The organism is Streptomyces candidus, assembly GCF_014207445.1.
Classification (GTDB): Bacteria; Actinomycetota; Actinomycetes; order Streptomycetales; family Streptomycetaceae; genus Streptomyces; species Streptomyces candidus.
This window is the reverse complement of record NZ_JACHEM010000001.1, coordinates 46,197-72,240: the sequence shown is the minus strand read 5'-3', so window position 1 is coordinate 72,240 and position 26,044 is coordinate 46,197. Positions and strand designations below refer to the sequence as shown.

The 26,044-nt window shown below is 70.4% G+C and carries 18 protein-coding genes; 15 read left to right on the top strand and 3 right to left on the bottom strand.

Features of this window, described 5'->3' with window-relative positions; translation table 11 throughout:
- The first annotated feature begins 86 nt into the window (after nt 1-86).
- From uvrB to HNQ79_RS00295, 4 genes are all read left to right on the top strand, one after another.
- On the top strand, nt 87-2,213 hold the full coding sequence (gene uvrB, locus HNQ79_RS00310; RefSeq protein ID WP_185025517.1) for an excinuclease ABC subunit UvrB: 2,127 nt from the start codon (nt 87-89) through the stop codon (nt 2,211-2,213).
- A gap of 168 nt (nt 2,214-2,381) precedes the next feature.
- Nucleotides 2,382-2,960, top strand: coding sequence for a TerD family protein (locus HNQ79_RS00305; RefSeq protein ID WP_185025515.1), 579 nt, complete (start codon nt 2,382-2,384; stop codon nt 2,958-2,960).
- A 155-nt stretch (nt 2,961-3,115) separates the two neighbouring features.
- Entirely contained in the window at nt 3,116-5,230 is a 2,115-nt protein-coding gene (locus HNQ79_RS00300; RefSeq protein ID WP_185025513.1) for a TerD family protein, read from the top strand.
- 256 nt (nt 5,231-5,486) lie between these two features.
- Nucleotides 5,487-6,473, top strand: a complete 987-nt coding sequence (locus tag HNQ79_RS00295) for a TerC family protein (RefSeq protein WP_185025510.1) — start codon at nt 5,487-5,489, stop codon at nt 6,471-6,473.
- 249 nt (nt 6,474-6,722) lie between these two features.
- Here the strand turns inward: HNQ79_RS00295 and HNQ79_RS00290 are convergent, their stop codons facing one another.
- Nucleotides 6,723-7,379 carry an MBL fold metallo-hydrolase gene (locus HNQ79_RS00290; protein ID WP_185025508.1) on the bottom strand — a complete coding sequence of 219 codons (657 nt, stop codon included), beginning with the start codon at nt 7,377-7,379 and terminating at the stop codon, nt 6,723-6,725.
- A gap of 22 nt (nt 7,380-7,401) precedes the next feature.
- On the bottom strand, nt 7,402-8,088 hold the full coding sequence (locus HNQ79_RS00285; protein WP_185025506.1) for a maleylpyruvate isomerase family mycothiol-dependent enzyme: 687 nt from the start codon (nt 8,086-8,088) through the stop codon (nt 7,402-7,404).
- 311 nt (nt 8,089-8,399) lie between these two features.
- On the opposite strand from HNQ79_RS00285, the gene uvrA reads away from it, so the two are divergent.
- Nucleotides 8,400-11,447 carry an excinuclease ABC subunit UvrA gene (gene uvrA, locus HNQ79_RS00280; RefSeq protein ID WP_185025504.1) on the top strand — a complete coding sequence of 1,016 codons (3,048 nt, stop codon included), beginning with the start codon at nt 8,400-8,402 and terminating at the stop codon, nt 11,445-11,447.
- Nucleotides 11,448-11,972: 525 nt separating this feature from the next.
- Complete coding sequence (locus HNQ79_RS00275; RefSeq protein WP_185025502.1) at nt 11,973-12,401, top strand: Rieske (2Fe-2S) protein; 429 nt, start codon at nt 11,973-11,975, stop codon at nt 12,399-12,401.
- 26 nt (nt 12,402-12,427) lie between these two features.
- Here the strand turns inward: HNQ79_RS00275 and HNQ79_RS00270 are convergent, their stop codons facing one another.
- Complete coding sequence (locus HNQ79_RS00270) at nt 12,428-13,387, bottom strand: hypothetical protein (RefSeq protein ID WP_185025500.1); 960 nt, start codon at nt 13,385-13,387, stop codon at nt 12,428-12,430.
- 248 nt (nt 13,388-13,635) lie between these two features.
- On the opposite strand from HNQ79_RS00270, the gene HNQ79_RS00265 reads away from it, so the two are divergent.
- The 9 genes from HNQ79_RS00265 to HNQ79_RS00225 all read left to right on the top strand — a co-directional run bounded on the left by HNQ79_RS00265 (nt 13,636) and on the right by HNQ79_RS00225 (nt 26,041).
- Entirely contained in the window at nt 13,636-14,262 is a 627-nt protein-coding gene (locus HNQ79_RS00265; protein ID WP_185025498.1) for a papain-like cysteine protease family protein, read from the top strand.
- A 5-nt stretch (nt 14,263-14,267) separates the two neighbouring features.
- Entirely contained in the window at nt 14,268-15,122 is an 855-nt protein-coding gene (locus tag HNQ79_RS00260; protein ID WP_229923189.1) for a hypothetical protein, read from the top strand.
- Nucleotides 15,123-15,196: 74 nt separating this feature from the next.
- A complete protein-coding gene (uvrC, locus tag HNQ79_RS00255) occupies nt 15,197-17,269 on the top strand; it encodes an excinuclease ABC subunit UvrC (protein WP_185025497.1) in 2,073 nt (690 codons plus the stop codon).
- Entirely contained in the window at nt 17,238-18,227 is a 990-nt protein-coding gene (rapZ, locus tag HNQ79_RS00250; RefSeq protein WP_221507164.1) for an RNase adapter RapZ, read from the top strand. The genes uvrC and rapZ overlap by 32 nt, the downstream gene beginning before the upstream one ends.
- Nucleotides 18,224-19,282 (top strand): gluconeogenesis factor YvcK family protein, encoded by a 1,059-nt coding sequence (locus HNQ79_RS00245; RefSeq protein ID WP_185025493.1) that lies wholly within the window; start codon nt 18,224-18,226, stop codon nt 19,280-19,282. Before rapZ ends, HNQ79_RS00245 begins: the two co-directional genes overlap by 4 nt.
- Nucleotides 19,273-20,328, top strand: a complete 1,056-nt coding sequence (gene whiA, locus HNQ79_RS00240; RefSeq protein ID WP_185025491.1) for a DNA-binding protein WhiA — start codon at nt 19,273-19,275, stop codon at nt 20,326-20,328. Before HNQ79_RS00245 ends, whiA begins: the two co-directional genes overlap by 10 nt.
- A gap of 185 nt (nt 20,329-20,513) precedes the next feature.
- Nucleotides 20,514-23,459, top strand: coding sequence for a M14 family metallopeptidase (locus tag HNQ79_RS00235; protein WP_185025488.1), 2,946 nt, complete (start codon nt 20,514-20,516; stop codon nt 23,457-23,459).
- A 237-nt stretch (nt 23,460-23,696) separates the two neighbouring features.
- Nucleotides 23,697-24,707 carry a type I glyceraldehyde-3-phosphate dehydrogenase gene (gap, locus tag HNQ79_RS00230; RefSeq protein ID WP_185025486.1) on the top strand — a complete coding sequence of 337 codons (1,011 nt, stop codon included), beginning with the start codon at nt 23,697-23,699 and terminating at the stop codon, nt 24,705-24,707.
- A 122-nt stretch (nt 24,708-24,829) separates the two neighbouring features.
- Nucleotides 24,830-26,041 (top strand): phosphoglycerate kinase, encoded by a 1,212-nt coding sequence (locus HNQ79_RS00225; protein WP_185025484.1) that lies wholly within the window; start codon nt 24,830-24,832, stop codon nt 26,039-26,041.
- The last annotated feature ends 3 nt before the right edge of the window (nt 26,042-26,044 follow it).

Below are 26,044 nucleotides of genomic sequence, written 5' to 3'. Positions count from 1 at the left end.
CCGCCCGTGCGGACGCAAGGCCGCGCCGGAAGGGGGGAGGGTGCGACCGAGACGTGAGTGTCAGTGGTGGGTCGTACGGTGGATGCATGCGGCCCGTTTCCAAGATCGAACGTACGGTGGCGCCCTTCGAGGTCGTCAGTCCCTACCAGCCCAGCGGTGACCAGCCGGCGGCCATCGCCGAGCTGGAGAAGCGCATTCGCGCAGGTGAGAAGGATGTCGTCCTGCTGGGTGCGACCGGCACCGGCAAGTCGGCGACGACTGCCTGGATGATCGAGAAGCTCCAGCGCCCGACGCTCGTCATGGCGCCCAACAAGACCCTCGCCGCCCAGCTGGCCAACGAGTTCCGCGAGCTGCTGCCGAACAACGCCGTCGAGTACTTCGTCTCGTACTACGACTACTACCAGCCCGAGGCGTACGTCCCGCAGTCGGACACCTACATCGAGAAGGACTCCTCGATCAACGAGGAGGTCGAGCGGCTGCGCCACTCCGCGACGAACTCGCTGCTCACCCGCCGCGACGTCGTCGTGGTCGCCTCCGTCTCCTGCATCTACGGCCTGGGCACGCCGCAGGAGTACGTGGACCGCATGGTCTCCCTCAAGGTCGGCCAGGAGATCGACCGCGACGCGCTGCTGCGTCGCTTCGTCGACATCCAGTACAACCGCAACGACGTCGCGTTCACCCGCGGCTCCTTCCGGGTGCGCGGCGACACCATCGAGATCTTCCCGGTGTACGAGGAACTGGCCGTCCGCATCGAGATGTTCGGTGACGAGATCGAGGCACTGTCCACGCTGCATCCGCTCACCGGCGAGGTCATCAGCGAGGACCAGAGCCTGTACGTCTTCCCCGCCAGCCACTACGTGGCAGGACCGGAGCGCATGGAGAAGGCGATCAACGGCATCGAGAAGGAGCTGGGCGAGCGCCTTGCCGAGCTGGAGAAGCAGGGCAAGATGCTGGAGGCCCAGCGGCTGCGCATGCGCACCTCCTACGACCTGGAGATGCTCCGCGAGATCGGCAGCTGCTCCGGCGTCGAGAACTACTCGATGCACTTCGACGGCCGCGGGCCCGGCACCGCCCCGCACACCCTCCTGGACTACTTCCCGGAGGACTTCCTGCTGGTCCTCGACGAGTCGCACGTCACCGTCCCGCAGATCGGCGCGATGTACGAGGGCGACGCCTCCCGCAAGCGCACTCTGGTCGACCACGGCTTCCGGCTGCCCTCCGCGATGGACAACCGGCCGCTGAAGTGGGAGGAGTTCCAGAAGCGGATCGGCCAGACCGTCTACCTGTCCGCCACCCCCGGCACGTACGAACTCTCCCGCGGCGACGGCTTCGTCGAGCAGATCATCCGCCCGACCGGACTCGTCGACCCGCAGGTCGTCGTCAAGTCGACCGAGGGCCAGATCGACGACCTGGTGCACGAGATCCGCAAGCGCACCGAGAAGGACGAGCGCGTCCTGGTCACCACCCTCACCAAGAAGATGGCCGAGGACCTCACCGACTACTTCCTGGAACTGGGCATCCAGGTCCGCTACCTGCACAGCGACGTGGACACGCTGCGCCGCATCGAGCTGCTGCGCGAGCTGCGGGCCGGTGAGTACGACGTACTGGTCGGCATCAACCTGCTCCGCGAGGGCCTCGACCTGCCCGAGGTGTCGCTGGTGGCGATCCTCGACGCGGACAAGGAAGGCTTCCTGCGCTCCGGGACCTCCCTGATCCAGACCATCGGCCGCGCGGCGCGCAACGTCTCCGGTGAGGTCCACATGTACGCGGACCGGATCACCCCGGCGATGGAGAAGGCCATCGAGGAGACCAACCGTCGCCGCGAGAAGCAGGTGGCCTACAACAAGGAGCGGGGCATCGACCCGCAGCCGCTCCGCAAGAAGATCAACGACATCGTCGCGACGATCGCCCGCGAAGAGGTCGACACCGAGGCACTGCTCGGCACCGAATACCGCAAGCCGAAGGCGGGCAAGGACGCCAAGGCCCCGGTCCCCGCGCTCGGCGGCAAGGCGGCGAAGGCGGCCAGGGGCAAGGGTGCCGAGGTCCTCACCGACCGCCCGGCGGCCGAGCTGGCCCAGCAGATCGAGGAGATGACCGCGCGGATGCGCGCGGCGGCCGCGGAGCTGCAGTTCGAAGTGGCGGCCCGGCTGCGCGACGAGGTCGGCGAACTCAAGAAGGAGCTGCGGATGATGAGGGAGGCGGGACAGGCCTGAGGCGGGGGACGGACGGCGAACTCCGGTGCGTCACGAGGCGGCTGAGCCGCCGAGTGTTGCAGGAACGACACAAAACGCACCGGGGCTGCGACCCCTCGCCGGTCACTGCATAGGGTGCTGACAACCGCACACACGGGCGGTGGTGGGGTCTGTGGAGAGGGGTAGCGCGTGACGGTCAACATGACCAAGGGTCAGGCCATCAACCTGCAAAAGAGCGACGGGGGAACCCTGACCGCAGTGCGGATGGGGCTCGGCTGGCAGGCAGCCCCCCGCCGTGGTCTGTTCGGCTCGCGCACCCGCGAGGTCGACCTCGACGCGTCGGCGGTGCTGTTCGCCGACAAGCAGCCGGTGGACGTCGTCTTCTTCCGTCACCTCGTCAGCGACGACGGTTCGGTCAAGCACACCGGTGACAACCTGGTCGGCGGCGCCGGGCAGGGCGGCGACGACGAGTCGATCCTGGTGGACCTCCAGCGCGTACCGGTGCACATCGACCAGATCGTCTTCACGGTGAACTCCTTCACCGGCCAGACCTTCCAGGAAGTGCAGAACGCGTTCTGCCGCATCGTGGACGAGACCAACGGCCAGGAACTGGCCCGCTACACCCTCGACGGCGGCGGCCAGTACACCGCCCAGATCATGGCGAAGGTGCACCGCGCGGGTGCGGGCTGGCAGATGACGGCCCTCGGGAACCCGGCCAACGGGCGCACCTTCCAGGACCTGATGCCGTCGATCCTGCCGCAGCTGTAGACCCCGAAGGACCGCAGCAGCACCGCAGCTCCCGGAGGCGGCAGCCCCCCGGGAGCTGCCACGTCTCGCAACGCGGCAGACGCACGCGTGGACTCAGCACGCACGCAGTACCGGCAGGCGTGACAGGCGCACGACCGACGTGGGGGAGACAGGCGATGACCGCCGAACTGGTCCGGGGGCAGAACCACCCCTTGCCCCAGGCCCGTCTGGAGATCCGGATCTCGGCCGGTCAGCCGGTCGTCGCCGGAGCCACGCTCGGCGACGAGCACGGCACCGTACGGGGCGTCGAATGGGTGGCCCATCCGGGCACGCCCCACCTGCCCGGTCTGGAAGTGTCCCGGCAGGCCGCGGCCGACCACCGGCTCGCCGTCGACCTGGGGGCGCTGCCCGAAGCCACGCACCGGGTGCACGTACTGCTCGCCCTGCCCGTCGCGACCGGTTTCCCCACCCGCTTCGGCGCGGTCGCCGCCCCCTTCGCGGCCGTGACCGCGCTGGACGGCGCCGAGATCGCCACCTTCACGCTCACCGGACTGGACGCCGAGTCCGCCGTCGTCGCCCTGGAGCTCTACCGCAGGGGCGACGCCTGGAAGGTCCGGGCCGTCGGCCAGGGGTACGCGGGCGGCCTCGCCGAGCTGCTCGCCGACCAGGGCCTCGCGCAGGCCCATGAGCTGACCGCGGTCATCCAGGACGCCGTCGGCAGGGGGCTGGCACGTTCGGTGGTCGCACCCCCGCCCCGTACTGCTGCGGAGGGCGACGGGGTCCGCCACCGGACCCACCCGGCCCGCCAGGACGCGGTACGCCACCCGGCCGCGGACCTCACCGGCGGCCCGGCAGGGCATTCCGACGGTGGCACCACCGTGAACCCCACCGCCGGCACCACCGGGGCGCCCCCCGGGTCCGCGGCCCCCGCCGCCCCGTCCGCCGCCTCCGCAGGCGCCTCCGACCGGCAGCCCGCCGCCGGAACCGTGCCTCCCGCCGTCACACCCGCACAGCCACCGCCGAGCAGCGGCCCCGTCGACTACAGCCACCCCCGCCGCAAAAAGGCCGCCGCACCCCCGCCACCCCCGCCCGCACCGCCGGCCCAGTCCCGGCCCGCGCCGCCGTCCCAGTCCCCGCCGGGGCCGGCCGGTCAGCCTCCGCGCCCCGTCGCCGGTGACGCGGCCGGCTGGTCCATGGACGAACGCCTCTACAACCAGGTCTGGGGCATGTTCGAGGACCTGGCCCGCAGCGCCGCCGCCTACCGCAGTGCCGTCGACTTCGCCGAGTCCCGGATGGAGCAGGAGCTCGACAAGGTCCTCTCCGACCCCCGCAGCCGCATCGGCGGCACCGGTGACCTCGCCCGTGAGAGCGCCCGCACCAAACGCGACCGGCTCGTCGAGCAGGCCCGCGCGGTCCTGGACCGCGACCTGGCCCAGCTGATCGCCGAGTCGGACGTCGTCGAGCCCGCGCTGCCGCCGTCGTTCGCCCGCTGGGACAACCCGGCCTGGCACGCCTACCGCGTCCCCATGGAGATGCCGATGGCGCTGCGCATCGGCGACCTGCACCTGCCCGAGCGGCCCGACCTGCACATCCCGCTCCTTGTCCGGCTCCCGCTGGAGCGGGGTCTGTGGATCGACAGCGGACGGACCGGTTCCGAGGCCGCGATGACGATGGACACCGACCAGTTGCGCCGCCAGTCCATGGACACGGCCGTCGCCCACGCGGCGCGGCTGCTCGGCGCCTACCCGGCCGGGGAGTTCACCGTGCACGTCATCGATCCGGCGGGTTCCGCCTCCGCCGCGCTCGCCCCGCTGGTGAAGTCCGGAGTGCTGGCCTCGCCGCCCGCGGCCGGCGCCCAGGGAGTGGCGACCGTCCTGGCCGGGCTGACCGAGCGGGTGGACCTGGTCCAGATGGCGATCAGGGCCGGCGCCGCCGACGCGCTGCCGCCGCACGTGGACACCGCCGAGCAGCTGCTGATCGTCAACGACTTCCCGCACGGCTTCGACGACCGTGCCGTCACGCAGCTCCGCTATCTCGCGGACGAGGGTCCGTCCGTCGGCGTGCACCTCATGATGGTGGCCGACCGCGAGGACGCGAGCGGGTACGGGCCGGTGCTCGACCCGCTGTGGCGTTCGCTGCTGCGACTCACCCCGGTGCCCGACGAGCACCTGGCCGATCCGTGGGTGGGCCACGCCTGGACGTACGAACCGCTGCTCGCGCCGCCCGGCAGCCAGGTGCTGTGGAACGTGCTGAGTCAGGTCGCGGCGGCGCGGCGCGCCCTGGGACGCTGACCTTCAAGCCCCGGCAAAGCGATCTGACCTGCGCATTCAACACGGATCCACTGATCGCTTTACCTTTTCTTGGTAATACCGGTACTCTCGACGGAGCGGAGGGGAGTACTCCCGACCTGCGATGTACCCGTCAATACGGACCGCCCTCGGTCCCGGGGCATCGGCCCGGCGTGCGCCAGTGGGCGGCCCCGGGTGGAGGAGACCTCCGGCAGCGACGACGCTGAGTGAGTTGCCGTAGCTATCTGCCGGAGGCGCAGTGGACGTTTCAACGAGCACGTGGGTCTTCACCGTTCTGGGCCTCGCGGCCCTGATCGGTGTGGACTTCTTCATCGGGCGCAAGCCCCACGACGTTTCGATCAAGGAAGCCGGAACCTGGACGGTCGTCTGGATCGCCCTGGCCATCCTCTTCGGCCTCGGCCTGCTGGTCTTCGGCACGAGTCAGGCATCCGCAGAGTTCTTCGCCGGCTTCGTCACCGAGAAGTCCCTCAGCGTCGACAACCTCTTCGTCTTCGTCCTGATCATGGCGAAGTTCTCCGTGCCGACGCACCTCCAGCAGCGGGTGCTGCTCATCGGCGTGCTGATCGCCCTGGTGCTGCGCGCGATCTTCATCGCCGCCGGTGCCGCGGTCATCGCCAACTTCTCGTGGGTCTTCTACATCTTCGGCGCGTTCCTGATCTACACCGCGTGGAAGCTGATCAAGGAGGCGCGTGCCGACCAGGACGACGAGGAGTGGGAGGAGAACCGCCTCCTGAAGGCCGCCGAGAAGCGCTTCGGCGTCGACGACAAGTACAGCGGTACCAAGCTCTTCGTCCAGAAGCACGGCAAGCGCGTCATGACGCCGCTGATGGTCGTCATGCTGGCCATCGGCACCACCGACGTGCTGTTCGCGCTGGACTCGATCCCCGCGATCTTCGGTCTCACCCAGGACCCGTACATCGTCTTCACCGCGAACGCCTTCGCGCTGATGGGTCTGCGCCAGCTGTACTTCCTGATCGGCGGACTGCTGAAGAAGCTGGTCCACCTGAGCTACGGGCTGTCCGTCATCCTCGGCTTCATCGGCGTCAAGCTGGTGCTGCACGCTCTGCACGAGAACGGGGTGCACGTGCCCGAGATCTCGATCGCCTTCTCGCTGTCGGTCATCGGCGGTGTGCTCCTCATCACGACGATCACCAGCCTGATCGCCAACAAGAAGCGCGAAGCGGCCGCGGCCGGCACCTCGGACAAGACCTCCGTCGACTCCTGACCGACGGCCGCACGACAACGGGAGAGGTGGACGGCTGCGCGCCGTCCACCTCTCCCGTTTCCGGCTCTCCCGTGTCCGGCAGTACGGCGTCCCGGGCAGCCGTGCACGGCCGGGACCGCGGGCGTGCGTCGCCGGCGCGGGGCGCCCGCAAGGCCGGACCCTCCCCGCCGGCCGGTGTTCCGGCAGAACCCGGCCTCCGGGGAGGGCCCCGCGGTCACGACCGCGCGAAGGAGCCGTGGCGGGGAGCGGTCACCAGCCGCGCTCGCGCCATTCGGCGAGGTGCGGGCGCTCGTCGCCGAGAGTGGTGTCACCGCCGTGCCCCGGGTACACCCAGGTCTCGTCCGGCAGCCGGTCGAAGAGCTGCCGCCGTACGCCGTCCAGCAGCGACGTGAACGCCTGTGCGTCGCCCCAGGTGTTGCCCACGCCGCCCGGGAAGAGGCAGTCGCCGGTGAAGGCGTGCGGGTGGCCGTGCGGGTCGTCGTAGACGAGGACGATGCTGCCCGGTGTGTGTCCCGCCACGTGCCGCGCGGTCAGCTCCACGCGGCCCACCCGCACGGTGTCGCCGTCGTCGAGCGGCACGTCCGTCGGGACGGGGATGCCCTCCGCGTCGTGCCGTCCCGCGAATGTGCGCGCACCGGTGGCCGCCACGACCTCACCGAGGGCCTGCCAGTGGTCGTCGTGCCGGTGGGTGGTGACCACCGACGCGACGGAGTCGTCGCCGATCAGCGTCAGCAGGGTGTGCGGCTCGGCGGCCGCGTCGATCAGCAGCTGCTCACCGCTCTCCCGGCAGCGCAGCAAGTACGCGTTGTTGTTCATCGACCCGACGGCGACCTTCGAGATCATCAGGTCCCTGAGTTCGTGCACATCCGCGGGACCGCCGACCTTCACCACTCCGCTGTACGTCATACCGGGCAGCCTAGTACCGCGCCTACAGCGGCGGCAGTACGGGCAGCGGGCCGCCGGAGGCGGTCAGCGCGGACCCGTCGCGGCGGCCGGCCAGCCACCCCAGGAGGTCGGCGGCGCCGCCCGTCACGGTCACCGGCTCGCCGTCCGCTCCACCGGTGGTCCACCGCTGTCCGTCGGCGGCGGTCAGCGTCGTGGGCGGCACGGTCGCGCTGCCCGTGAAGCGGTCGGCGAGGAAGGCGATCTCGCGCCCGGTGAACTCCTCGGGGAGGTCCTCCAGCTCGTAGCCGATGCCGAGGTCCACGTGGTGCAGCTCGACCTCCACCAGGCGCCGGAACGGCACCCGGGACGCCGAGTCCGTGACGCCGTTGCGCAGCTCGACGGTGCGGCTCCAGTCGGCGCTCGCGTCGGCCGCCGCCGCGAAGGCGTCGGCCGTCGCCCGTACGTCCTGGAGCTGTGCGTCCAGCGGGCGCGGGGCGTCGCGGGCGATGTCCGCGTTCCGGGCCTCGGCGCCGGCGTACATGGGGCGTCCGGCGAGGACGTTCAGCAGGGCGTCCGCATTGCGGGCCAGGTGCGCCAGTACGTGGCCGCGCGTCCAGCCGGGCAGCCGTGACGGTTCGGCGACGGCGGCGTTGTCCAGCCCGGACGCGCGGGCGAGCAGGCGGTCCGTGGCGTCGTTCAGCAGCGCCAGATCGTGCACATGATCATTCATGGGGCAGACGATATGCCGACCCCGATCCGCCGGGCCACTCGTTCGGATGAAGTCGGCGGGCACGGTCCGGGAATCGAATGTACGTGCTATACGCTCAAGGGGAACATCTGGGCCTCAGGCATCCTTGAGTACAGAGCTGAAGCACAGAGCTGAACTCAAGGACAACGCTCAGCAGACCCCTCTAGCCTGGAATCCCCGGAAGCCCTGAAAACCCGGAGCCGGCATCAGTCCCGGACCGAGCAGGACCGTCCCGGGACCCCGACGGGGGATCCCCAGCACCCCTGCTCCTCTCAAGAAAGGTGCGGACCGGCGTGGCCGACCGTCTCATCGTTCGTGGCGCTCGCGAGCACAACCTCAAGAACGTCTCGCTCGACCTCCCCCGGGACTCCCTGATCGTCTTCACGGGTCTCTCCGGATCGGGCAAATCCTCCCTCGCGTTCGACACGATCTTCGCCGAGGGGCAGCGCCGGTACGTCGAGTCGCTCTCCTCGTACGCACGGCAGTTCCTCGGCCAGATGGACAAGCCGGACGTGGACTTCATCGAAGGCCTCTCGCCGGCCGTCTCCATCGACCAGAAGTCGACCTCGCGCAACCCGCGCTCGACGGTCGGCACCATCACCGAGGTGTACGACTACCTCCGTCTGCTCTTCGCCCGCATCGGCAAGCCGCACTGCCCCGAGTGCGGACGGCCCATCTCCCGGCAGTCCCCGCAGGCCATCGTGGACAAGGTCCTTGAGCTGCCCGAGGGCAGCAGGTTCCAGGTCCTCTCGCCGCTCGTGCGCGAGCGCAAGGGCGAGTTCGTCGACCTGTTCGCGGAGCTCCAGACCAAGGGGTACAGCCGGGCCCGGGTCGACGGCCAGACCATCCAGCTGACCGAGCCGCCCACGCTCAAGAAGCAGGAGAAGCACACCATCGAGGTGGTCATCGACCGCCTCACCGTGAAGGAGAGCGCCAAGCGGCGGCTCACCGACTCCGTGGAGACCGCCCTCGGTCTCTCCGGCGGCATGGTCATCCTCGACTTCGTCGACCTCGACGCGGACGATCCGGACCGCGAGCGGATGTACTCCGAGCACCTCTACTGCACCTACGACGACCTGTCGTTCGAGGAGCTGGAACCGCGTTCGTTCTCCTTCAACTCGCCCTTCGGCGCCTGCCCCGACTGCTCCGGCATCGGTACGCGCATGGAGGTCGACGCCGACCTGATCGTCCCCGACCCGGACAAGTCGCTCGACGAGGGCGCCATCCACCCCTGGTCGCACGGACACACCAAGGACTACTTCGCCCGCCTGGTCAACGCCCTGGCGAGCGAGCTGGGCTTCAGCACGCAGATGGCGTGGGCGGGGCTGCCGCAGCGCGCCAGGAAGGCCCTGCTGTACGGCCACAAGACGCAGATCGAGGTCCGCTACCGCAACCGGTACGGCCGCGAGCGCGCCTACACCACCTCCTTCGAGGGCGCGGTGCCGTTCGTGAAGCGCCGGCACGCGGAATCCGACAGCGACTCCAGCCGCGAACGCTTCGAGGGCTACATGCGCGAGGTGCCCTGCCCCACCTGCGCGGGCACCCGCCTCAAGCCGCTGATCCTGGCGGTGACGGTGATGGAGAAGTCCATCGCCGAGGTCTCCTCGATGTCGATCAGCGAGTGCGCCGACTTCCTCGCGCAGCTCACCCTGAACGACCGCGACAAGAAGATCGCCGAGCGGGTGCTGAAGGAGGTCAACGAGCGGCTGCGCTTCCTCGTCGACGTCGGCCTCGACTACCTGTCGCTGAACCGCCCGGCGGGCTCCCTGTCCGGCGGCGAGGCACAGCGCATCCGGCTCGCGACCCAGATCGGCTCCGGCCTGGTCGGCGTGCTGTACGTCCTGGACGAGCCGTCCATCGGCCTGCACCAGCGCGACAACCACCGCCTCATCGAGACGCTGGTGCGACTGCGCGACATGGGCAACACCCTGATCGTCGTCGAGCACGACGAGGACACCATGAAGGTCGCCGACTGGATCGTCGACATCGGCCCCGGCGCGGGCGAGCACGGCGGCAACGTCGTGCACAGCGGCTCCCTGAAGGGGCTGCTCGCCAACAAGCAGTCGATCACCGGGCAGTACCTCTCGGGGAAGCGGGCCATCCCGACCCCCGACGTACGCCGTCCCGTCGACCCGTCGCGGCAGCTCGTGGTGCACGGAGCGCGCGAGAACAACCTGCGGGACATCGACGTGTCCTTCCCGCTGGGCGTGCTGACCGCCGTCACCGGTGTGTCCGGTTCGGGCAAGTCGACGCTGGTCAACGACATCCTGTACACGCACCTGGCCCGCGAGCTGAACGGTGCCCGGAGCGTGCCCGGCCGGCACACCCGGGTCCAGGGCGACGACCTCCTCGACAAGGTCGTGCACGTCGACCAGTCGCCGATCGGCCGCACCCCGCGGTCCAACCCGGCGACGTACACCGGAGTCTTCGACAAGATCCGCAAGCTCTTCGCGGAGACGACGGAGGCCAAGGTACGGGGCTACCAGCAGGGCCGGTTCTCCTTCAACGTCAAGGGCGGCCGCTGCGAGAACTGCTCCGGCGACGGCACCATCAAGATCGAGATGAACTTCCTGCCGGACGTCTACGTCCCGTGCGAGGTGTGCCACGGCGCGCGCTACAACCGCGAGACGCTCGAAGTGCACTACAAGGGCAAGAACATCGCGGAGGTGCTCAACATGCCGATCGAGGAGGCACTGGCCTTCTTCGAGCCGGTCACCTCGATCGCCCGGTACCTCAAGACGCTCGACGAAGTCGGGCTGGGGTACGTGCGGCTCGGACAGGCCGCGACGACCCTGTCCGGCGGCGAGGCGCAGCGTGTGAAGCTGGCGGCCGAGCTCCAGAAGCGGTCGTCCGGACGGAGCGTCTACATTCTCGACGAGCCGACCACCGGCCTGCACTTCGAGGACATCAGCAAGCTCATCAAGATCCTTGAGGGGCTTGTCGACAAGGGGAACTCGGTGATCGTCATCGAGCACAACCTCGACGTCATCAAGACCGCCGACTGGGTCGTCGACATGGGCCCGGAGGGCGGCAAGGGCGGTGGACTGGTCGTGGCCGAGGGCACTCCGGAGCAGGTCGCGGGGGTGGCGGCGAGCCACACCGGGAAGTTCCTGCGGGACATCCTGGACCCCAGCCGGATCAGTGACGCGAGTCCGTCGGGGAACGCGACCGCCGGGAGGAAGAAGGCTCCGGCACGGAAGGCGGCGGTGAAGAAGACGGTGCCGGCGAAGAAGACGGCGGCTGCCGGGTCCGCCACGGGGAAGTCGGCGGGGCCGGTGAAGGCGGTGGTGCCGGTGAAGAAGGTGGCCAAGAAGGCCCCTGCCAAGAAGGCCGGCCGCTGACCTGACGCCCTCTCCTCGGCTTTTGACGGGGGACAGCACGTTCCGTGGGGGCGGGCCAGGGGGCGGTTCCTTGTGGAGCCGTCCCCTGGCCCGCCCCTGTTCCGCATCGAGGTCCCGCTCCGGTCCGCAGTGGGCCGCTGCGCGGGGCTTCACCCCGCCCCGCCCCTTCCCGAAACCGGGGCGCTGCCCCAGACCCCGGGTGGCAGCCCCGGCTGGGATGGGTGGGTGTGCAGGTTGTGTGTGGCTGGCCGCGCAGTTCCCCGCGCCTCTGAAGGGCGCGGAGGGTGTGCGGGTTGGGGGGGGTGGTTGCGCAGTTCCTCGCGCCCCTGAACGGTGCGCCCCGGAGGCTGCGCCCCTGAAGGGCGCGTCCGTGCGGGGGAGTCGTGCGGGGTGTGGGGCTCTGTGCCGCGGTCCGGCCCGCCGCTTCGGGGCCGCTTCGTGGCCCTTCTCCTCGTCCCCGGTATCGTCGACCACGGTCGCGTCGACCCACCCGCGCCACCACCCCCTCGTACCACGGGAGACACCATGTCCGGCCAGCCCACCCCCCGCCGCACCGTTCTCAAGGGCGCCGCGCTCGCCGGCGCGGCCGGACTGGGCGTGGCCGCCTGCTCCACCGAGTCCAAGCTCGGACACGCCCAGACACCGACGCCGACCGCCCCGGTCGCCCTCGGCGACGCGTCCGCCGTGCCCGTCGGCGGGTCCAGGCTCTACCGTGAGCAGCGAGTCGTCGTCAGCTGCCCCGCGGAGGGCCAGTACAAGGCGTTCAGCGCCCAGTGCACGCACGCCGGCTGTGTGCTCGACAAGGTCGAGGCGAACGAGGGCAACTGCCCCTGCCACGGCAGCCGGTTCGACACCACCACGGGCCAGGCCCTCAACGGTCCGGCCACCGCACCGCTCCCCGCCGTCCCGGTCAAGGTGGAGAACGGCAAACTGATCGCCGGACCGGACGCGTAACCGACGGACAAGCACGTCCGTGGCGGTCACTCCCAGTCCCAGTCCACCCCGAGGATGCCCGGCCGCACCCCCTGCTCCACGAAGTGCACCGTGCCGTGCCGCCCGCTCAGAGTGAGGTCCTGCCGGGCCACCCTCGGGGACACGGCCGTCGCCCGCGCGAAGCGGCGGCACCGTACCGGCAGGGCCGCCTCGTCGAAGCGCACCTGAAGCACGTACTGGCCTCCCGCGAAGCTGAAGCCGCGCACGTACTCACTGCTCGCCCCGCCGGTACCGTCCTCGAAGCCGTATCCGAAGAGGTACGTGTCCCCGGCGCGCAGTCTCGCGTCGAAGAGCAGCTCGGCGACCACCACCCCGGTCTCCCGGTGCCAACGAACCCGCCCCGTACGGCAGTTATCCCAGGCCCGTACCGCCACCCGTGACGGATCGCAGCCCGGGTCGCCGTGATGGATGGCCAGGTAGCGGTCGACGCCGTCGCGGTGCGCCCGTACGACGTGCTCGGAGTCGCGTCCCACCAGCTCCCGGCCGGCCCCGATGCGTACCCGCTCGTGATGGCCGACCGTGTGCAGCCCGCCGTCCTGCGGCGACTCCAGCTCGGCGAGCAGTCGTTCCACCGAACCGGAAACCTCCACCAGCGACCGGTACGAACGCGTCGCGGGCCGCTCGGTGTCGCCTCCCGAGCCCTCGGCCGGCAGGAGCCGGATCAGCGACTCCGCGGGCAGCCCCAGGACCCCCTCCAGCTCCCGTACGGCGCGCAGGGACTCGGGGCGCTGCGGGCGGCGCGCTCCCTGCTGCCAGTAACTCAGGCTGGTCACACCGACCTTGACGCCACGGCCCGCGAGGTGGTGCTGGACCCGTTGCAGGGGCAGCCCGCGCAGGGCGAGCGCCGCGCGCAGCGCCAGATGGAACGGTGCGGTGCGCAGCAACTGGGCGAGGTCTGCTTCCGCCGGCGGGAGGGTCTCCTCGCCCGGTGTCGGGTGCTGCCGCATCACGGCTCCTGGGGTGGCGGTGAATTCTCGTGGCGGTGAACGTTCACGGCGGGGCGCCGGACCGGCGTGCCGCTGTCGGCGAAGCGGGCTGCTCGCGGGGCAGGGGCGCGTTCACACACCCGCCACCCCGTTCACAGCACCGCGTCATCCGCATTGAAGCGTGTTGACCTGCACCCGACAAGCGTCGATGCTCCTCAGCAGCGTCCGGACGCGCTCCTCCACTCACCCCCCGCCTCGGGAGGAACGCGATGCGCAACCCACACAGGAGACGGCTCACCCTGGCCGCCCTCGCCGCCGCGACCCTGCTCGCCGTCCCCACGGCGACAGCGGCCGCCGCACCCCGACAGGACGACCCGGCAGGCCGGGCCGAGACCGGGCAGTCGTCCCCGCTGCTCGCCGCCAAGCGCCTCGACATCACCATGCAGGCCCAGGAGAAGACCAACTGGTGCTGGGCCGCGGGCGGCAACACCATCGCCGCCTGGTTCGGCAAGAAGTACAGCCAGAACCAGTTCTGCAACGCCGCCTTCGGCCGCAGCCAGAACACCGCCTGCCCCAACAACCAGGCCACCCTCGGCAACGTCCAGCGAGGCCTCTCCTGGGCGGGCGTGAACCCCGGGTCGTACGTCACCGGCTACCTGCGCTACCCGACCGTGCAGACCGAGATCACCGCGAACCGCCCGATCGAGACCCGCATCCAGTGGCAGAGCGGCGGCGGCCACATGCACGTCATCTACGGGTACGACACCGCGAACAGCTGGGTCTACTGGGGCGACCCGTGGCAGACCAGCGACCGCTACAACTGGGCCTCGCACGCCTGGTACGTGAACAACAACTCGTTCTCCTGGACCCACTCGCTCTACAAGATCGGGGCGTGACGACGATGACCCCCCACGCAACCACCCCCCGCACGGCGCACCCCCGCCCGGGAGCCGCCGCCGCCGTCGCCGTCGTCACCACCACCCTCGTGCTCGGTCTCGCCGGCCAGGCCGGTGCCGACGAGAACCCGTCCGCCCGCTCCCTCAAGGACGCGGCCGCGCAGGCCCACCGGGCGGCCGTCGCCCCCGCCACCCTCGACACCCTGTCCCGCTTCTTCGCCAGGGACGGCGCCGTCACCCGCGACGCCGCCGCCCCGCGCGTGCAGCCCACGACCGTGCCGGTCCACACGCTGTCCCCGGAGTTCGTCGCGGGCACCCAGGGGGCCGAGGTCGCGAGGCTGGAGTTCTTCGCGGGCGCGGCCGTCTCCTCGGACGGCCGGAAGGCCTCCCTGTGGATGGCGCCCCACGAGGGCACCTGGAAGGTCGTCAACATCGCCACCGGCGACGACGAGACCCGGTACGCGGCCGAGGGCGCCCGCAGGCTTCCCGGTGGCACCGTCTTCCGCGAACCCCAGATCGACGCCTGGTACGTGCACGACGCCTCGCGCGTGCTGCCCCTGGACGCGGACGCGGTACGCGCCGTGGGCACCCGTGGCGCGACCCTCGCCGCGTACCGCGCCCGCGTGCACCGCGCGTACGCCGACAAGCTCCCCGGCACCGCTTACGCGAAACAGGGCAAGGCGGGCGGATACGCCGGGGCGGGTGCCGCCGGTTCCGCGGCGCGCCCCGCGCACGAGACCGCCGCTGTGAGCGACAGCACCCCGACGGCCACCCTGGCGGCGGGCGGAGCGCTCGCGCTGCTGGCCGCCGCGGGCCTCGCCGTGGCCCGCCTGCGCGGCCGACGGGAGGCCGCCGGGTAACCCCACGGCCAACAGCCGGGGCGTCCCCGCCCGGGGCACCCCGGCTGTCAGTGGCCGCAAGTAGGCTGTCCGACATGGCAGATCCCTCCAGCTACCGGCCGCGGCCGGGCCAGATCCCCGAATCCCCGGGGGTCTACAAGTTCCGCGACGAGCACCGCCGGGTGATCTACGTCGGGAAGGCCAAGAGCCTGCGCCCGCGGCTTTCCTCGTACTTCCAGGATCTCGCCAACCTCCACCCGCGCACCCGCACCATGGTCACCACCGCCGCCTCCGTCGAGTGGACGGTGGTGTCCACAGAGGTCGAGGCGCTCCAGCTGGAGTACTCCTGGATCAAGGAGTTCGACCCGCGCTTCAACGTCAAGTACCGCGACGACAAGAGCTACCCGTCCCTCGCGGTGACGCTGAACGAGGAGTACCCCCGCGTCCAGGTCATGCGCGGCCCCAAGAAGAAGGGCGTGCGCTACTTCGGCCCGTACGGACACGCCTGGGCGATCCGCGAGACCGTCGACCTGATGCTCCGCGTCTTTCCCGTGCGCACCTGCTCCGCCGGGGTGTTCAAGCGCTCCGCCCAGATCGGCCGCCCCTGCCTGCTGGGCTACATCGGCAAGTGCGCCGCCCCCTGCGTCGGCCGGGTCACCGCCGAGGAGCACCGCGAACTGGCCGAGGACTTCTGCGACTTCATGGCCGGCCGCACCGGCACGTACCTCAAGCGCATCGAGCAGCAGATGATGATCGCCGCCGAGGACATGGACTACGAGAGGGCGGCCCGTCTCCGCGACGACATAGGGGCGCTCAAGCGGGCCCTGGAGAAGAACGCGGTCGTCTTCAACGACGCCACCGACGCCGACCTGATCGCCGTCGCCGAGGACGAGCTCGAAGCCGCCGTGCAGATCTTCCACGTCCGCGGCGGGCGCGTGCGCGGCCAGCGCGGCTGGGTCACCGACAAGGTCGAGAACGTCGACACGGCCGGTCTCGTCGAGCACGCACTCCAGCAGCTGTACGGCGACGAGCAGGGCGACACCGTGCCCAAGGAGGTGCTGGTCCCCGCCCTGCCCGAGGACACCCCCGCCGTCAACCAGTGGCTCACCGGCCGGCGCGGCTCGAACGTGTCGCTGCGCATCCCGCAGCGCGGCGACAAGAAGGACCTGATGGCCACGGTCCAGCGCAACGCCATGCAGGCCCTGGTCCTGCACAAGACGAAGCGCGCCTCCGACCTCACCACCCGCTCCCGCGCCCTGGAGGAGATCGCCGAGGCCCTCGGGCTGGACGGCGCGCCGCTGCGCATCGAGTGCTTCGACATCTCGCACCTCCAGGGCGACGACGTCGTGGCGTCCATGGTGGTCTTCGAGGACGGGCTGCCCCGCAAGAGCGAGTACCGGCGCTTCGAGATCAAGGGCCGGGTCGGAGACACGCAGGTCTGGCACGCCGAGGGACAGGACGACGTCCGCTCGATGCACGAGGTGATCGCCCGGCGCTTCCGGCGCTACCTCCAGGCCAAGGAGAAGACGGGGGACTGGGTGGCCGGAGGCGAGGTCCCCGAGCAGGACGCGGACGACGACGGCAGGCCCAAGCGCTTCGCCTACCCCCCGCAGCTCGTCGTCGTCGACGGTGGACAGCCGCAGGTCGCGGCGGCCAAGCGGGCTCTGGACGAGCTCGGCATCGACGACGTCGCGGTCTGTGGACTCGCCAAGCGGCTCGAAGAGGTCTGGCTGCCCGACGAGGACGATCCGGTGGTCCTGCCGCGCAGCAGCGAGGGGCTCTACCTCCTCCAGCGGGTCCGCGACGAGGCCCACCGCTTCGCCATCACCTACCAGCGCAACAAACGGGCCAAGCGCTTCCGGGCCGGGCCCCTCGACGAGGTGCCCGGCCTCGGCGAGACCCGCAAGCAGGCACTCCTCAAACACTTCGGTTCGGTGAAAAAGCTGCGGTCCGCCACAATTGACCAGATCTGCGAGGTTCCGGGCATCGGCCGCAAGACGGCCGAGACCGTGGCCGCGACCCTCGCCGCAGCGGCCCCGGCCGCACCCGCCGTGAACATGGCGACAGGAGAGATCATCGAGGACGACGAGGAGACCGCGCCCGCGGCCGCCCCGTCGCAGAACGGGGGCACCACGCATGACCGAGAACCACAACACCCCAGGCACTGACCCGGAACCCACGACGGGACCGGACGCCACCCACGACGGAGACGGAGCACAAGTGAGTACGGGCACGACGCGGGAGACCGCGGAGCCGGCCGAGGCGCCCATCCCCGAGCTGGTCATCATCTCCGGCATGTCCGGGGCGGGCCGCAGCACCGCCGCGAAGTGCCTGGAGGACCTCGGCTGGTTCGTCGTCGACAACCTGCCGCCCGCGCTGATCCCCACCATGGTGGAGCTCGGCGCCCGCTCCCAGGGCAACGTGGCGCGCATCGCCGTCGTCGTCGACGTCCGCGGCCGCCGCTTCTTCGACAACCTCCGCGAGTCCCTCGCCGACCTCGACGCCAAGGGCGTCACCCGGCGCATCGTGTTCCTGGAGTCCTCCGACGACGCCCTGGTCCGCCGCTTCGAGTCGGTCCGCCGCCCGCACCCGCTGCAGGGCGACGGCCGCATCACCGACGGCATCGAGGCCGAACGCGACCTGCTGCGCGAGCTGCGCGGCGACGCCGACCTGGTGATCGACACCTCCAGCCTGAACGTCCACGAACTGCGCGCCAAGATGGACGCCCAGTTCGCCGGCGACGAGGAGCCGGAGCTGCGCGCCACGGTCATGTCCTTCGGCTACAAGTACGGCCTGCCCGTCGACGCCGACCTCGTCGTCGACTGCCGCTTCCTGCCCAACCCGCACTGGGTTCCGGAACTGCGCCCCTTCACCGGCCTCCACGAGGAGGTGTCGGGGTACGTCTTCAACCAGCCGGGCGCCAAGGAGTTCCTCGACCGCTACACCGAGCTCCTCCAGCTCATCGCCTCCGGCTACCGCCGCGAGGGCAAGCGGTACGTGACCATCGCGGTCGGCTGCACCGGTGGCAAGCACCGCTCCGTGGCCATGTCCGAGAAGCTGGCCGCCCGGCTGTCCACCGAGGGCGTCGAGACCGTCGTCGTCCACCGGGACATGGGGCGCGAGTGACCAACCGCACCGTCCGGCTGCACCGCCTGCGCAGAGTCACCTCCGCGCTCGGCGGCGAGCCGTCCACCCGTGCCGCACGCGGCAGGCGCGGTGCCACGCCCAAGGTCGTCGCCCTCGGCGGCGGCATGGGCCTGTCCGCCTCGCTCGCCGCGCTGCGGCGCATCACGGGCGATCTGACCGCCGTCGTCACCGTGGCCGACGACGGCGGCTCCAGCGGCCGGCTCCGCGACGAGCTGGGCGTGCTGCCCCCCGGCGACCTACGCAAGGCCCTCGCGGCGCTGTGCGGCGACGACGACTGGGGCCAGACCTGGGCCCGGGTCATCCAGCACCGTTTCCAGTCCAAGGGCGACCTGCACGAGCACGCCGTCGGCAATCTGCTGATCGTCGCCCTCTGGGAACAGCTCGGCGACCACGTCCAGGCCCTGGATCTGGTCGGCAGGCTCCTCGGGGCGCACGGCAGGGTGCTGCCCATGTCGGCGGTCCCGCTGGAGCTCCAGGCACTCGTACGGGGCCACGACCCCGCACGCCCGGACGAGGTGGACACCGTGCGGGGGCAGGCGACGGTCGCGCTGACGCCCGGTGACGTCCAGTCGGTGCACCTCGTACCGCACGATCCGCCCGCCGTTCCGGAGGCGGTGGCGGCGGTTCTTGACGCCGACTGGGTGGTTCTCGGACCCGGATCCTGGTTCTCCTCGGTGATCCCCCACCTGCTGGTGCCAGAACTGCTTGATGCCCTGGTGGAGACCAAGGCGAGGCGCATTCTGTCCCTCAATCTCGCGCCCCAGCCGGGCGAAACCGAGGGCTTTTCCCCGCAGCGTCATTTGGAGGTTTTGGCCCGACACGCCCCTAAACTCGCCCTCGACGTGGTGCTGGCCGATCAGGCCGCCGTGCCCGACCTTCCCTCACTCGCCGATGCCGCAAAACGGTTCGGCGCGACGGTCGAGCTGGCGCCGGTGGCCCGGCCCGACGGAGCCCCCAAGCACGACCCGGAGCTCCTGGCAGCCGCGTACGACCGTATTTTTCGGATGCATGGAAGGATCGGCCCATGGCGATGACGGCAGCGGTGAAGGACGAGATCTCCCGGCTTCCCGTCACCCGGACCTGCTGCAGAAAGGCAGAGGTCTCGGCGATCCTTCGGTTCGCGGGCGGGCTGCACCTGGTCAGCGGCCGCATCGTGATCGAGGCGGAGCTGGACACGAGCTATGCGGCACGCAGGCTCAAGAAGGACATTCTGGAAATTTTCGGGCACAGCTCGGAGCTCGTCGTGATGGCGCCCAGCGGGCTGCGCAGGGGATCGCGCTACCTCGTACGCGTGGTGGCGGGCGGCGATCAGCTCGCACGCCAGACGGGGCTCGTGGACGGGCGCGGACGCCCCATCCGGGGTCTGCCCCCACAGGTGGTCTCGGGGGCCACCTGTGACGCCGAGGCGGCCTGGCGCGGGGCCTTCCTCGCGCACGGCTCGCTCACCGAGCCCGGCAGGTCCTCCTCCCTGGAGGTCACCTGCCCCGGCCCGGAGGCGGCCCTCGCCCTGGTCGGCGCGGCCCGCAGGCTCTCCATCGGCGCCAAGGCGCGCGAGGTGCGCGGCGTGGACCGGGTGGTGGTACGGGACGGCGACGCGATCGGCGCCCTGCTGACCCGGCTCGGCGCGCACGAGTCGGTGCTGGCCTGGGAGGAGCGGCGGATGCGCCGCGAGGTCCGCGCCACCGCCAACCGGCTCGCCAACTTCGACGACGCCAACCTGCGCCGCAGCGCCCGCGCCGCCGTCGCCGCCGGCGCCCGCGTCCAGCGGGCACTGGAGATCCTCGGCGAGGAGGTGCCTGAGCACCTCGCCGCCGCGGGCCGGCTGCGCATGGAGCACAAGCAGGCCTCCCTGGAGGAACTGGGCGCGCTGGCCGAACCGCCGCTCACCAAGGACGCGGTCGCGGGCCGCATCCGCCGCCTGCTCGCGATGGCGGACAAGCGGGCACAGGACCTCGGCATCCCCGGTACGGAGTGCAATCTGACCGAGGACATGACCGAGGAGATCGAGGAGGAGATGGCCAAGGGCCTCGCCCACGCCCACGCCAATGGCATGGCGAGCGGCATGGCCGGAAGTCTGTGACGCGAGGGTCCGTCCCGGTGACGCGCCCGCCAGAGTCCTGACTCCACCTCAACCCGCCGCCCCTGGTGCCCTGTTGGGTGCCAGGGGCAGCTTCTTGTGTTCGCCGTGCACTCTTGACGTGACCATGAAAGGTCATGAGTCTGGCGTCTGTTCACGCACGTGACGGACGACAGCAAGGGGGGCACATGAGACGCCGAGCGAGATCGATCCTCGCCGCTTCTTCACTGCTGATGGCCGGGGTTGCGGTCGTACCCGCAGCCCAGGCGCAGCCCGCCGGGAGCACCGCGGAGGGTGGTGACGGCATCGCGGTGTGGAAGGCCGAGGTCACCCAGGAACAGGTGCCGCTGCTGCTCAAGGCGGGCACCGACGCCCACGAGCTGAGTGAGCGGGTCCCGGACCGGGGCACCGCCACCGTCGAGCTGATCCTCACGCAGAAGCAGGCCGCCGAGCTGCGCGGCCAGGGCATCGACATCAGCGAACACAAAGTGGCCCAGAAGGCACGGGCCGCGGCCCCCGGGGACGGTGTGTTCCGCCCGTACAGCGGGAAGGGCGGCCTCCAGGAGGAGATCCTGGCCACCGCGCAGCGGAACCCGGGCATCACCAAGGTCGTCAGCATCGGCAAGAGCCTCCAGGGCAAGGACATCCTGGCGCTCAAACTCACCAGGAACGCCAAGAGGACCGCGGACGGCTCCAGGCCCGCCACGCTCTACCTCTCCAACCAGCACGCGCGCGAGTGGATCACCCCGGAGATGACCCGGCGGCTGATGCACCACTACATAGACAACTACGGCAAGGACAAGCGGATAACCAATTTGGTGGACCGCAGCGAGATGTGGTTCCTGCTCTCCGCCAACCCGGACGGCTACGACTTCACGCATGCCGCCCCCGCCAACCGTCTGTGGCGCAAGAACCTGCGCGACAACAACGGCAACGGCACGATCGAGGCCGGCGACGGCGTCGACCTCAACCGCAACTTCGCCTACAAGTGGGGCTACGACAACGAGGGATCGTCACCCAGTCCGGCCAGCGAGACCTTCCGCGGCCCGAAGCCGAATTCCGAGCCGGAGACCCAGGCGCTCGACGCCTTCGAGCGGCGCATCGGCTTCAAGTACGCCCTCAACTACCACTCGGCGGCCGAGCTGATCCTCTACGGCATCGGCTGGCAGGTCGCGACGGGCAGCCCCGACGACGTGGCCCTCAAGGCCCTCGCGGGCACCCCGGAGAACCCGGCGGTCCCCGGTTACCGCCCCCAGGTCTCCTCCGAGCTCTACACGACCAACGGAGAGTCCGGCGGCCACGCGGGCAACGTCCACGGCATCAAGATGTTCACGCCGGAGATGACGACCTGCCAGGTGGCCTCCAGGATCGACCCGGACGACCGCTGGCGGCCCGAGGACTGCCAGTCCGGCTTCAACTTCCCCGACGACGAGAAGCTGATCCAGCAGGAGTTCGCGAAGAACGTCCCCTTCGCGCTCTCCGTCGCGGAGACGAGCCTGACCCCCGACCGGCCGAAGTCCGTCGTCGGCATCGACGCTCCCGACTTCACGCCCGACCCGTTCACCTCCTCGTACGCACGCCACCGGGACCAGGAGATCAACGTGACGGTCCGCAAGTCGGTGCGCGACAAGGAACTCAAGTACCGCGTCAACGGCGGCAAGGTCCACGATCAGGCCCTGAAGGCGTGGGACGGCGGCCTGGTCTACGGGGACGAGGACAACGAGTACTTCGACGACTACCGCGCCAAGGTCCAGGACGGCAGGCCGGGCGACCAGGTCGAGGTCTGGTTCACCGGCCGCACCAAGGCCGGGAAACCCACCTCCAGCGAGCGCTTCACCTACACCCTCGCCAAGCGCCCCGAGGCAGCCCACCTCGTGGTCGCCGAGGAGGGCGCGCCCGCGGCCCACGTCCAGAAGTACCTGGACGCGCTCCGGGCGAACGGGCGCTCCGCCACCGTCTGGGACGTTGCCACCCAGGGCACGCCGCACCCGCTGGGCGTACTCGGCCACTTCGATTCGGTCGTGCACTACACCGGCGCCGCCGTGCCCGGCGGCCCCACCCAGCTGGCCCTGCGGTCGTACCTCAACGAGGGCGGCAAGCTGGTGGAGGCCGGGGAGAGGGCGGGCGGTGCGGCAAGGCTCGGCCCGGCCAACACCGACGACTTCAGCCAGTACTACCTCGGCGCCTACGGCCGGGTGAGCACCCCGGGCGTCACCGGCCTCGCCGGGGCCGGTGCGCTCCAGGGGATCACCACCCCGCTGACCGCGGCCCTCGGGAACCCGCTCGACACCGCGGGCTCCTACCTGGTCACCTCGGACACGCTTCCGGCTGCGGAGTTCCCGCAGTTCAAGAGCGCTCAGGCAGGCCGTTACACGGGGGTCACGAGCCCGTACGCACCGTACGAGGGCCAGGGCATGGCGTCGGCGACCAGTACCAACGGCCACTGGAAGCGGCTGACGCGCACCGTCGACCTCACGGGCGTCAGCGCCGCCGACAAGCCCGCGCTGAAGATGGCGCTGAGCTGGAACACCGAGCCGGAGTACGACCACGCGCTCCTGGAGGCGCACACCGAGGGAGCCGACGACTGGACGACCCTGCCCGAGGCGAGCGGTCTCACCACGAACGCCGTCCCCGCCGAGTGCGAGGCCGGGTTCTTCCTCCAGAACCACCCGTTCCTGACCCGCTACCTCACCCAGGGCGCGGACTCCTGCACCGCCACCGGCACCAGCGGCGCCTGGAACAGCTTCACCGGTTCCTCCTCCGGCTGGAAGCAGGTCTCCTTCGACCTGAGCGCCTATGCCGGCAAGAAGGTCGAGCTGTCGCTGTCGTACGTCACCGACCCGGGCACTCTGGGCCGCGGCGTCTTCGCCGACAACGCCAGGGTCGGCGTCGGCGGCACCGACCGGGCTGTGGAGGGCTTCGAGACCTCCCTCGGCGCGTGGAGCGCGTCCGCCCCGCCGCCCGGCAGCCCGCCGGTCGCCGCTCCGTGGGCCCGTACGGGAGAGCTCTTCCCGACGTACGCGGGCGTCACCACGCGTGACACCGTCCTGCTCGGCTTCGGGCTGGAACACGTCCCGGACGCCCGGCAGCGGGCACGGCTCCTGGAGAAGGCCCTTTCGAGCATCAAGGGCTGACCTCGGGAACGCCGCCGGTCCTCACTGAGAGTAGTGGGGCCGAAGGTCCCGCCGGCTCGTGCTCCCCGCGTGGTTACTGGGGAGTACGGGCCGGCGGGCTGTTCCCGGCCCGTGTCCGCGCCCACTCGATGCGGCGGCTCGGTCTACGGAGAGGTAGGGTCGGAGGCGGTCGGGGACATCCCATACAAGCTTCGCCGTGGCGTCGAAACCCGGCGTACCTAACGAGGAGATCGGTTCGTGACGATCCGCGTAGGCATCAACGGCTTCGGCCGCATCGGACGCAACTACTTCCGGGCGCTGCTGGAGCAGGGTGCGGACATCGAGATCGTGGCTGTCAACGACCTGGGTGACACCGCGACCACCGCGCACCTCCTGAAGTACGACACCATCCTGGGCCGCCTCAAGGCCGAGGTGTCGCACACCGAGGACACCATCACCGTCGACGGCCACACCATCAAGGTGCTGTCCGAGCGCAACCCCGCCGACATCCCGTGGGGCACCCTGGGTGTCGACATCGTGATCGAGTCGACCGGCATCTTCACCAAGAAGGCGGATGCCGAGAAGCACCTCGCGGGCGGCGCCAAGAAGGTCCTCATCTCGGCTCCGGCCAAGGACGAGGACATCACGATCGTGATGGGCGTCAACCAGGACAAGTACGACGCGGCCAACCACCACATCATCTCCAACGCCTCCTGCACCACCAACTGCGTGGCGCCGATGGCCAAGGTTCTCGACGAGAACTTCGGCCTGGTCAAGGGCCTGATGACGACCGTCCACGCGTACACCAACGACCAGCGCATCCTGGACTTCCCGCACTCGGACCTGCGTCGCGCCCGCGCCGCCGCCGAGAACATCATTCCGACCACGACGGGTGCCGCCAAGGCCACCGCCCTGGTCCTCCCGCAGCTCAAGGGCAAGCTCGACGGCATGGCCATCCGCGTGCCCGTGCCGACCGGTTCGGTCACCGACCTGGTCGTCGAGCTCGGCCGCGAGGTCACCAAGGACGAGGTCAACGCCGCGTTCAAGAAGGCCGCCGACGACGGCGACCTCAAGGGCTTCCTCACCTACACCGAAGACCCGATCGTGTCCTCCGACATCGTCGGCGACCCGTCGTCCTGCACCTTCGACTCCTCCCTGACGATGGTCCAGGAGGACAAGACGGTGAAGGTCCTCGGCTGGTACGACAACGAGTGGGGCTACTCCAACCGTCTGGTCGACCTGACGGTCTTCGTCGGCGGCCAGCTCTGATCAGCGCATACTGATCAGCCACACTGAGAGCACCATGATGTGAGCTACAGGGCTCGGGCAGCGCGACGCGGCGCTGTGCGAGCCCTGTGGCCTGTCCAGCCCTCCTGAGGAGCCCTATCTTCATGAAGACGATCGACGAACTTCTCGCCGAAGGGGTCGCCGGCAAGCGGGTCTTCGTCCGCGCCGACCTCAACGTGCCGCTCGACGGTACGAAGATCACCGACGACGGCCGCATCCGCGCCGTCGCGCCGACGATCGCCAAGCTCGCCGCCGAGGGCGCGCGCGTGATCGTCGCCTCGCACCTGGGCCGCCCCAAGGGCGCCCCGGACCCGGCCTTCTCGCTCGCTCCGGCCGCCGCACGGCTCGGTGAGATCCTCGGCCAGGACGTGGCGTTCGCGACCGACACGGTCGGCGAGTCCGCCCGCAGCACCGTCGACGCGCTGACCGACGGCAAGGTCGCGGTCATCGAGAACCTGCGCTTCAACGCCGGTGAGACCGCCAAGGACGACGCCGAGCGCGGCGCCTTCGCCGACGAGCTCGCCTCCCTCGCCGACCTCTACGTCGGTGACGGCTTCGGCGCGGTGCACCGCAAGCACGCCTCCGTCTTCGACCTCCCGGCCCGCCTGCCGCACGCCGCCGGCGACCTCATCGCCACCGAGGTAGGTGTCCTCAAGAAGCTCACCGAGAACGTCAAGCGGCCGTACGTCGTCGTCCTCGGCGGCGCGAAGGTCTCCGACAAGCTCGGCGTGATCGACCACCTGCTGGAGAAGGCCGACAAGATCCTCGTCGGCGGCGGCATGGCGTACACCTTCCTCAAGGCCCAGGGCCACGAGGTCGGCATCTCGCTGCTGCAGGAGGACCAGGTCCCGGTCGTACTGGAGTACCTGGCGCGCGCCGAGAAGAAGGGCGTCGAATTCGTCCTGCCGGTCGACGTCCTGGTCTCCCCGGAGTTCCCCGACCTCAAGGGCAAGGCGCCGGCCCACCCGGACACCGTCGCGGCCGACGCCATCCCCGCCGATCAGGAGGGACTGGACATCGGGCCCCGGACCCGCGAGCTGTACGCTGCGAAGATCGCCGACGCGGGCACCGTCTTCTGGAACGGCCCGATGGGTGTCTTCGAGCACCCCGACTACGCCGGCGGAACCGCCGCCGTGGCGCAGGGCCTGCTGGACAGTGACGCCTTCACCGTCGTCGGCGGTGGAGACTCGGCCGCCGCGGTCCGCATCCTGGGCTTCGACGAGAACGCGTTCGGCCACATCTCGACCGGCGGCGGCGCAAGCCTCGAATACCTGGAAGGCAAGACCCTTCCCGGCCTTGCCGCACTGGAGGACTGATCC

Coding starts and splice junctions, on each gene's coding strand:
- HNQ79_RS00290 (WP_185025508.1), bottom strand. CDS start 7,379: ATGACGTACAGCGGAGTGGTGAAGGTCGGCGGTCCCGCGGATGTGCAC.
- HNQ79_RS00225 (WP_185025484.1), top strand. CDS start 24,830: ATGAAGACGATCGACGAACTTCTCGCCGAAGGGGTCGCCGGCAAGCGG.
- HNQ79_RS00265 (WP_185025498.1), top strand. CDS start 13,636: ATGCGCAACCCACACAGGAGACGGCTCACCCTGGCCGCCCTCGCCGCC.
- HNQ79_RS00270 (WP_185025500.1), bottom strand. CDS start 13,387: ATGCGGCAGCACCCGACACCGGGCGAGGAGACCCTCCCGCCGGCGGAA.
- whiA (WP_185025491.1), top strand. CDS start 19,273: ATGGCGATGACGGCAGCGGTGAAGGACGAGATCTCCCGGCTTCCCGTC.
- HNQ79_RS00285 (WP_185025506.1), bottom strand. CDS start 8,088: ATGAATGATCATGTGCACGATCTGGCGCTGCTGAACGACGCCACGGAC.
- HNQ79_RS00275 (WP_185025502.1), top strand. CDS start 11,973: ATGTCCGGCCAGCCCACCCCCCGCCGCACCGTTCTCAAGGGCGCCGCG.
- rapZ (WP_221507164.1), top strand. CDS start 17,238: ATGACCGAGAACCACAACACCCCAGGCACTGACCCGGAACCCACGACG.
- uvrC (WP_185025497.1), top strand. CDS start 15,197: ATGGCAGATCCCTCCAGCTACCGGCCGCGGCCGGGCCAGATCCCCGAA.
- HNQ79_RS00260 (WP_229923189.1), top strand. CDS start 14,268: ATGACCCCCCACGCAACCACCCCCCGCACGGCGCACCCCCGCCCGGGA.
- HNQ79_RS00300 (WP_185025513.1), top strand. CDS start 3,116: ATGACCGCCGAACTGGTCCGGGGGCAGAACCACCCCTTGCCCCAGGCC.
- HNQ79_RS00235 (WP_185025488.1), top strand. CDS start 20,514: ATGAGACGCCGAGCGAGATCGATCCTCGCCGCTTCTTCACTGCTGATG.
- uvrB (WP_185025517.1), top strand. CDS start 87: ATGCGGCCCGTTTCCAAGATCGAACGTACGGTGGCGCCCTTCGAGGTC.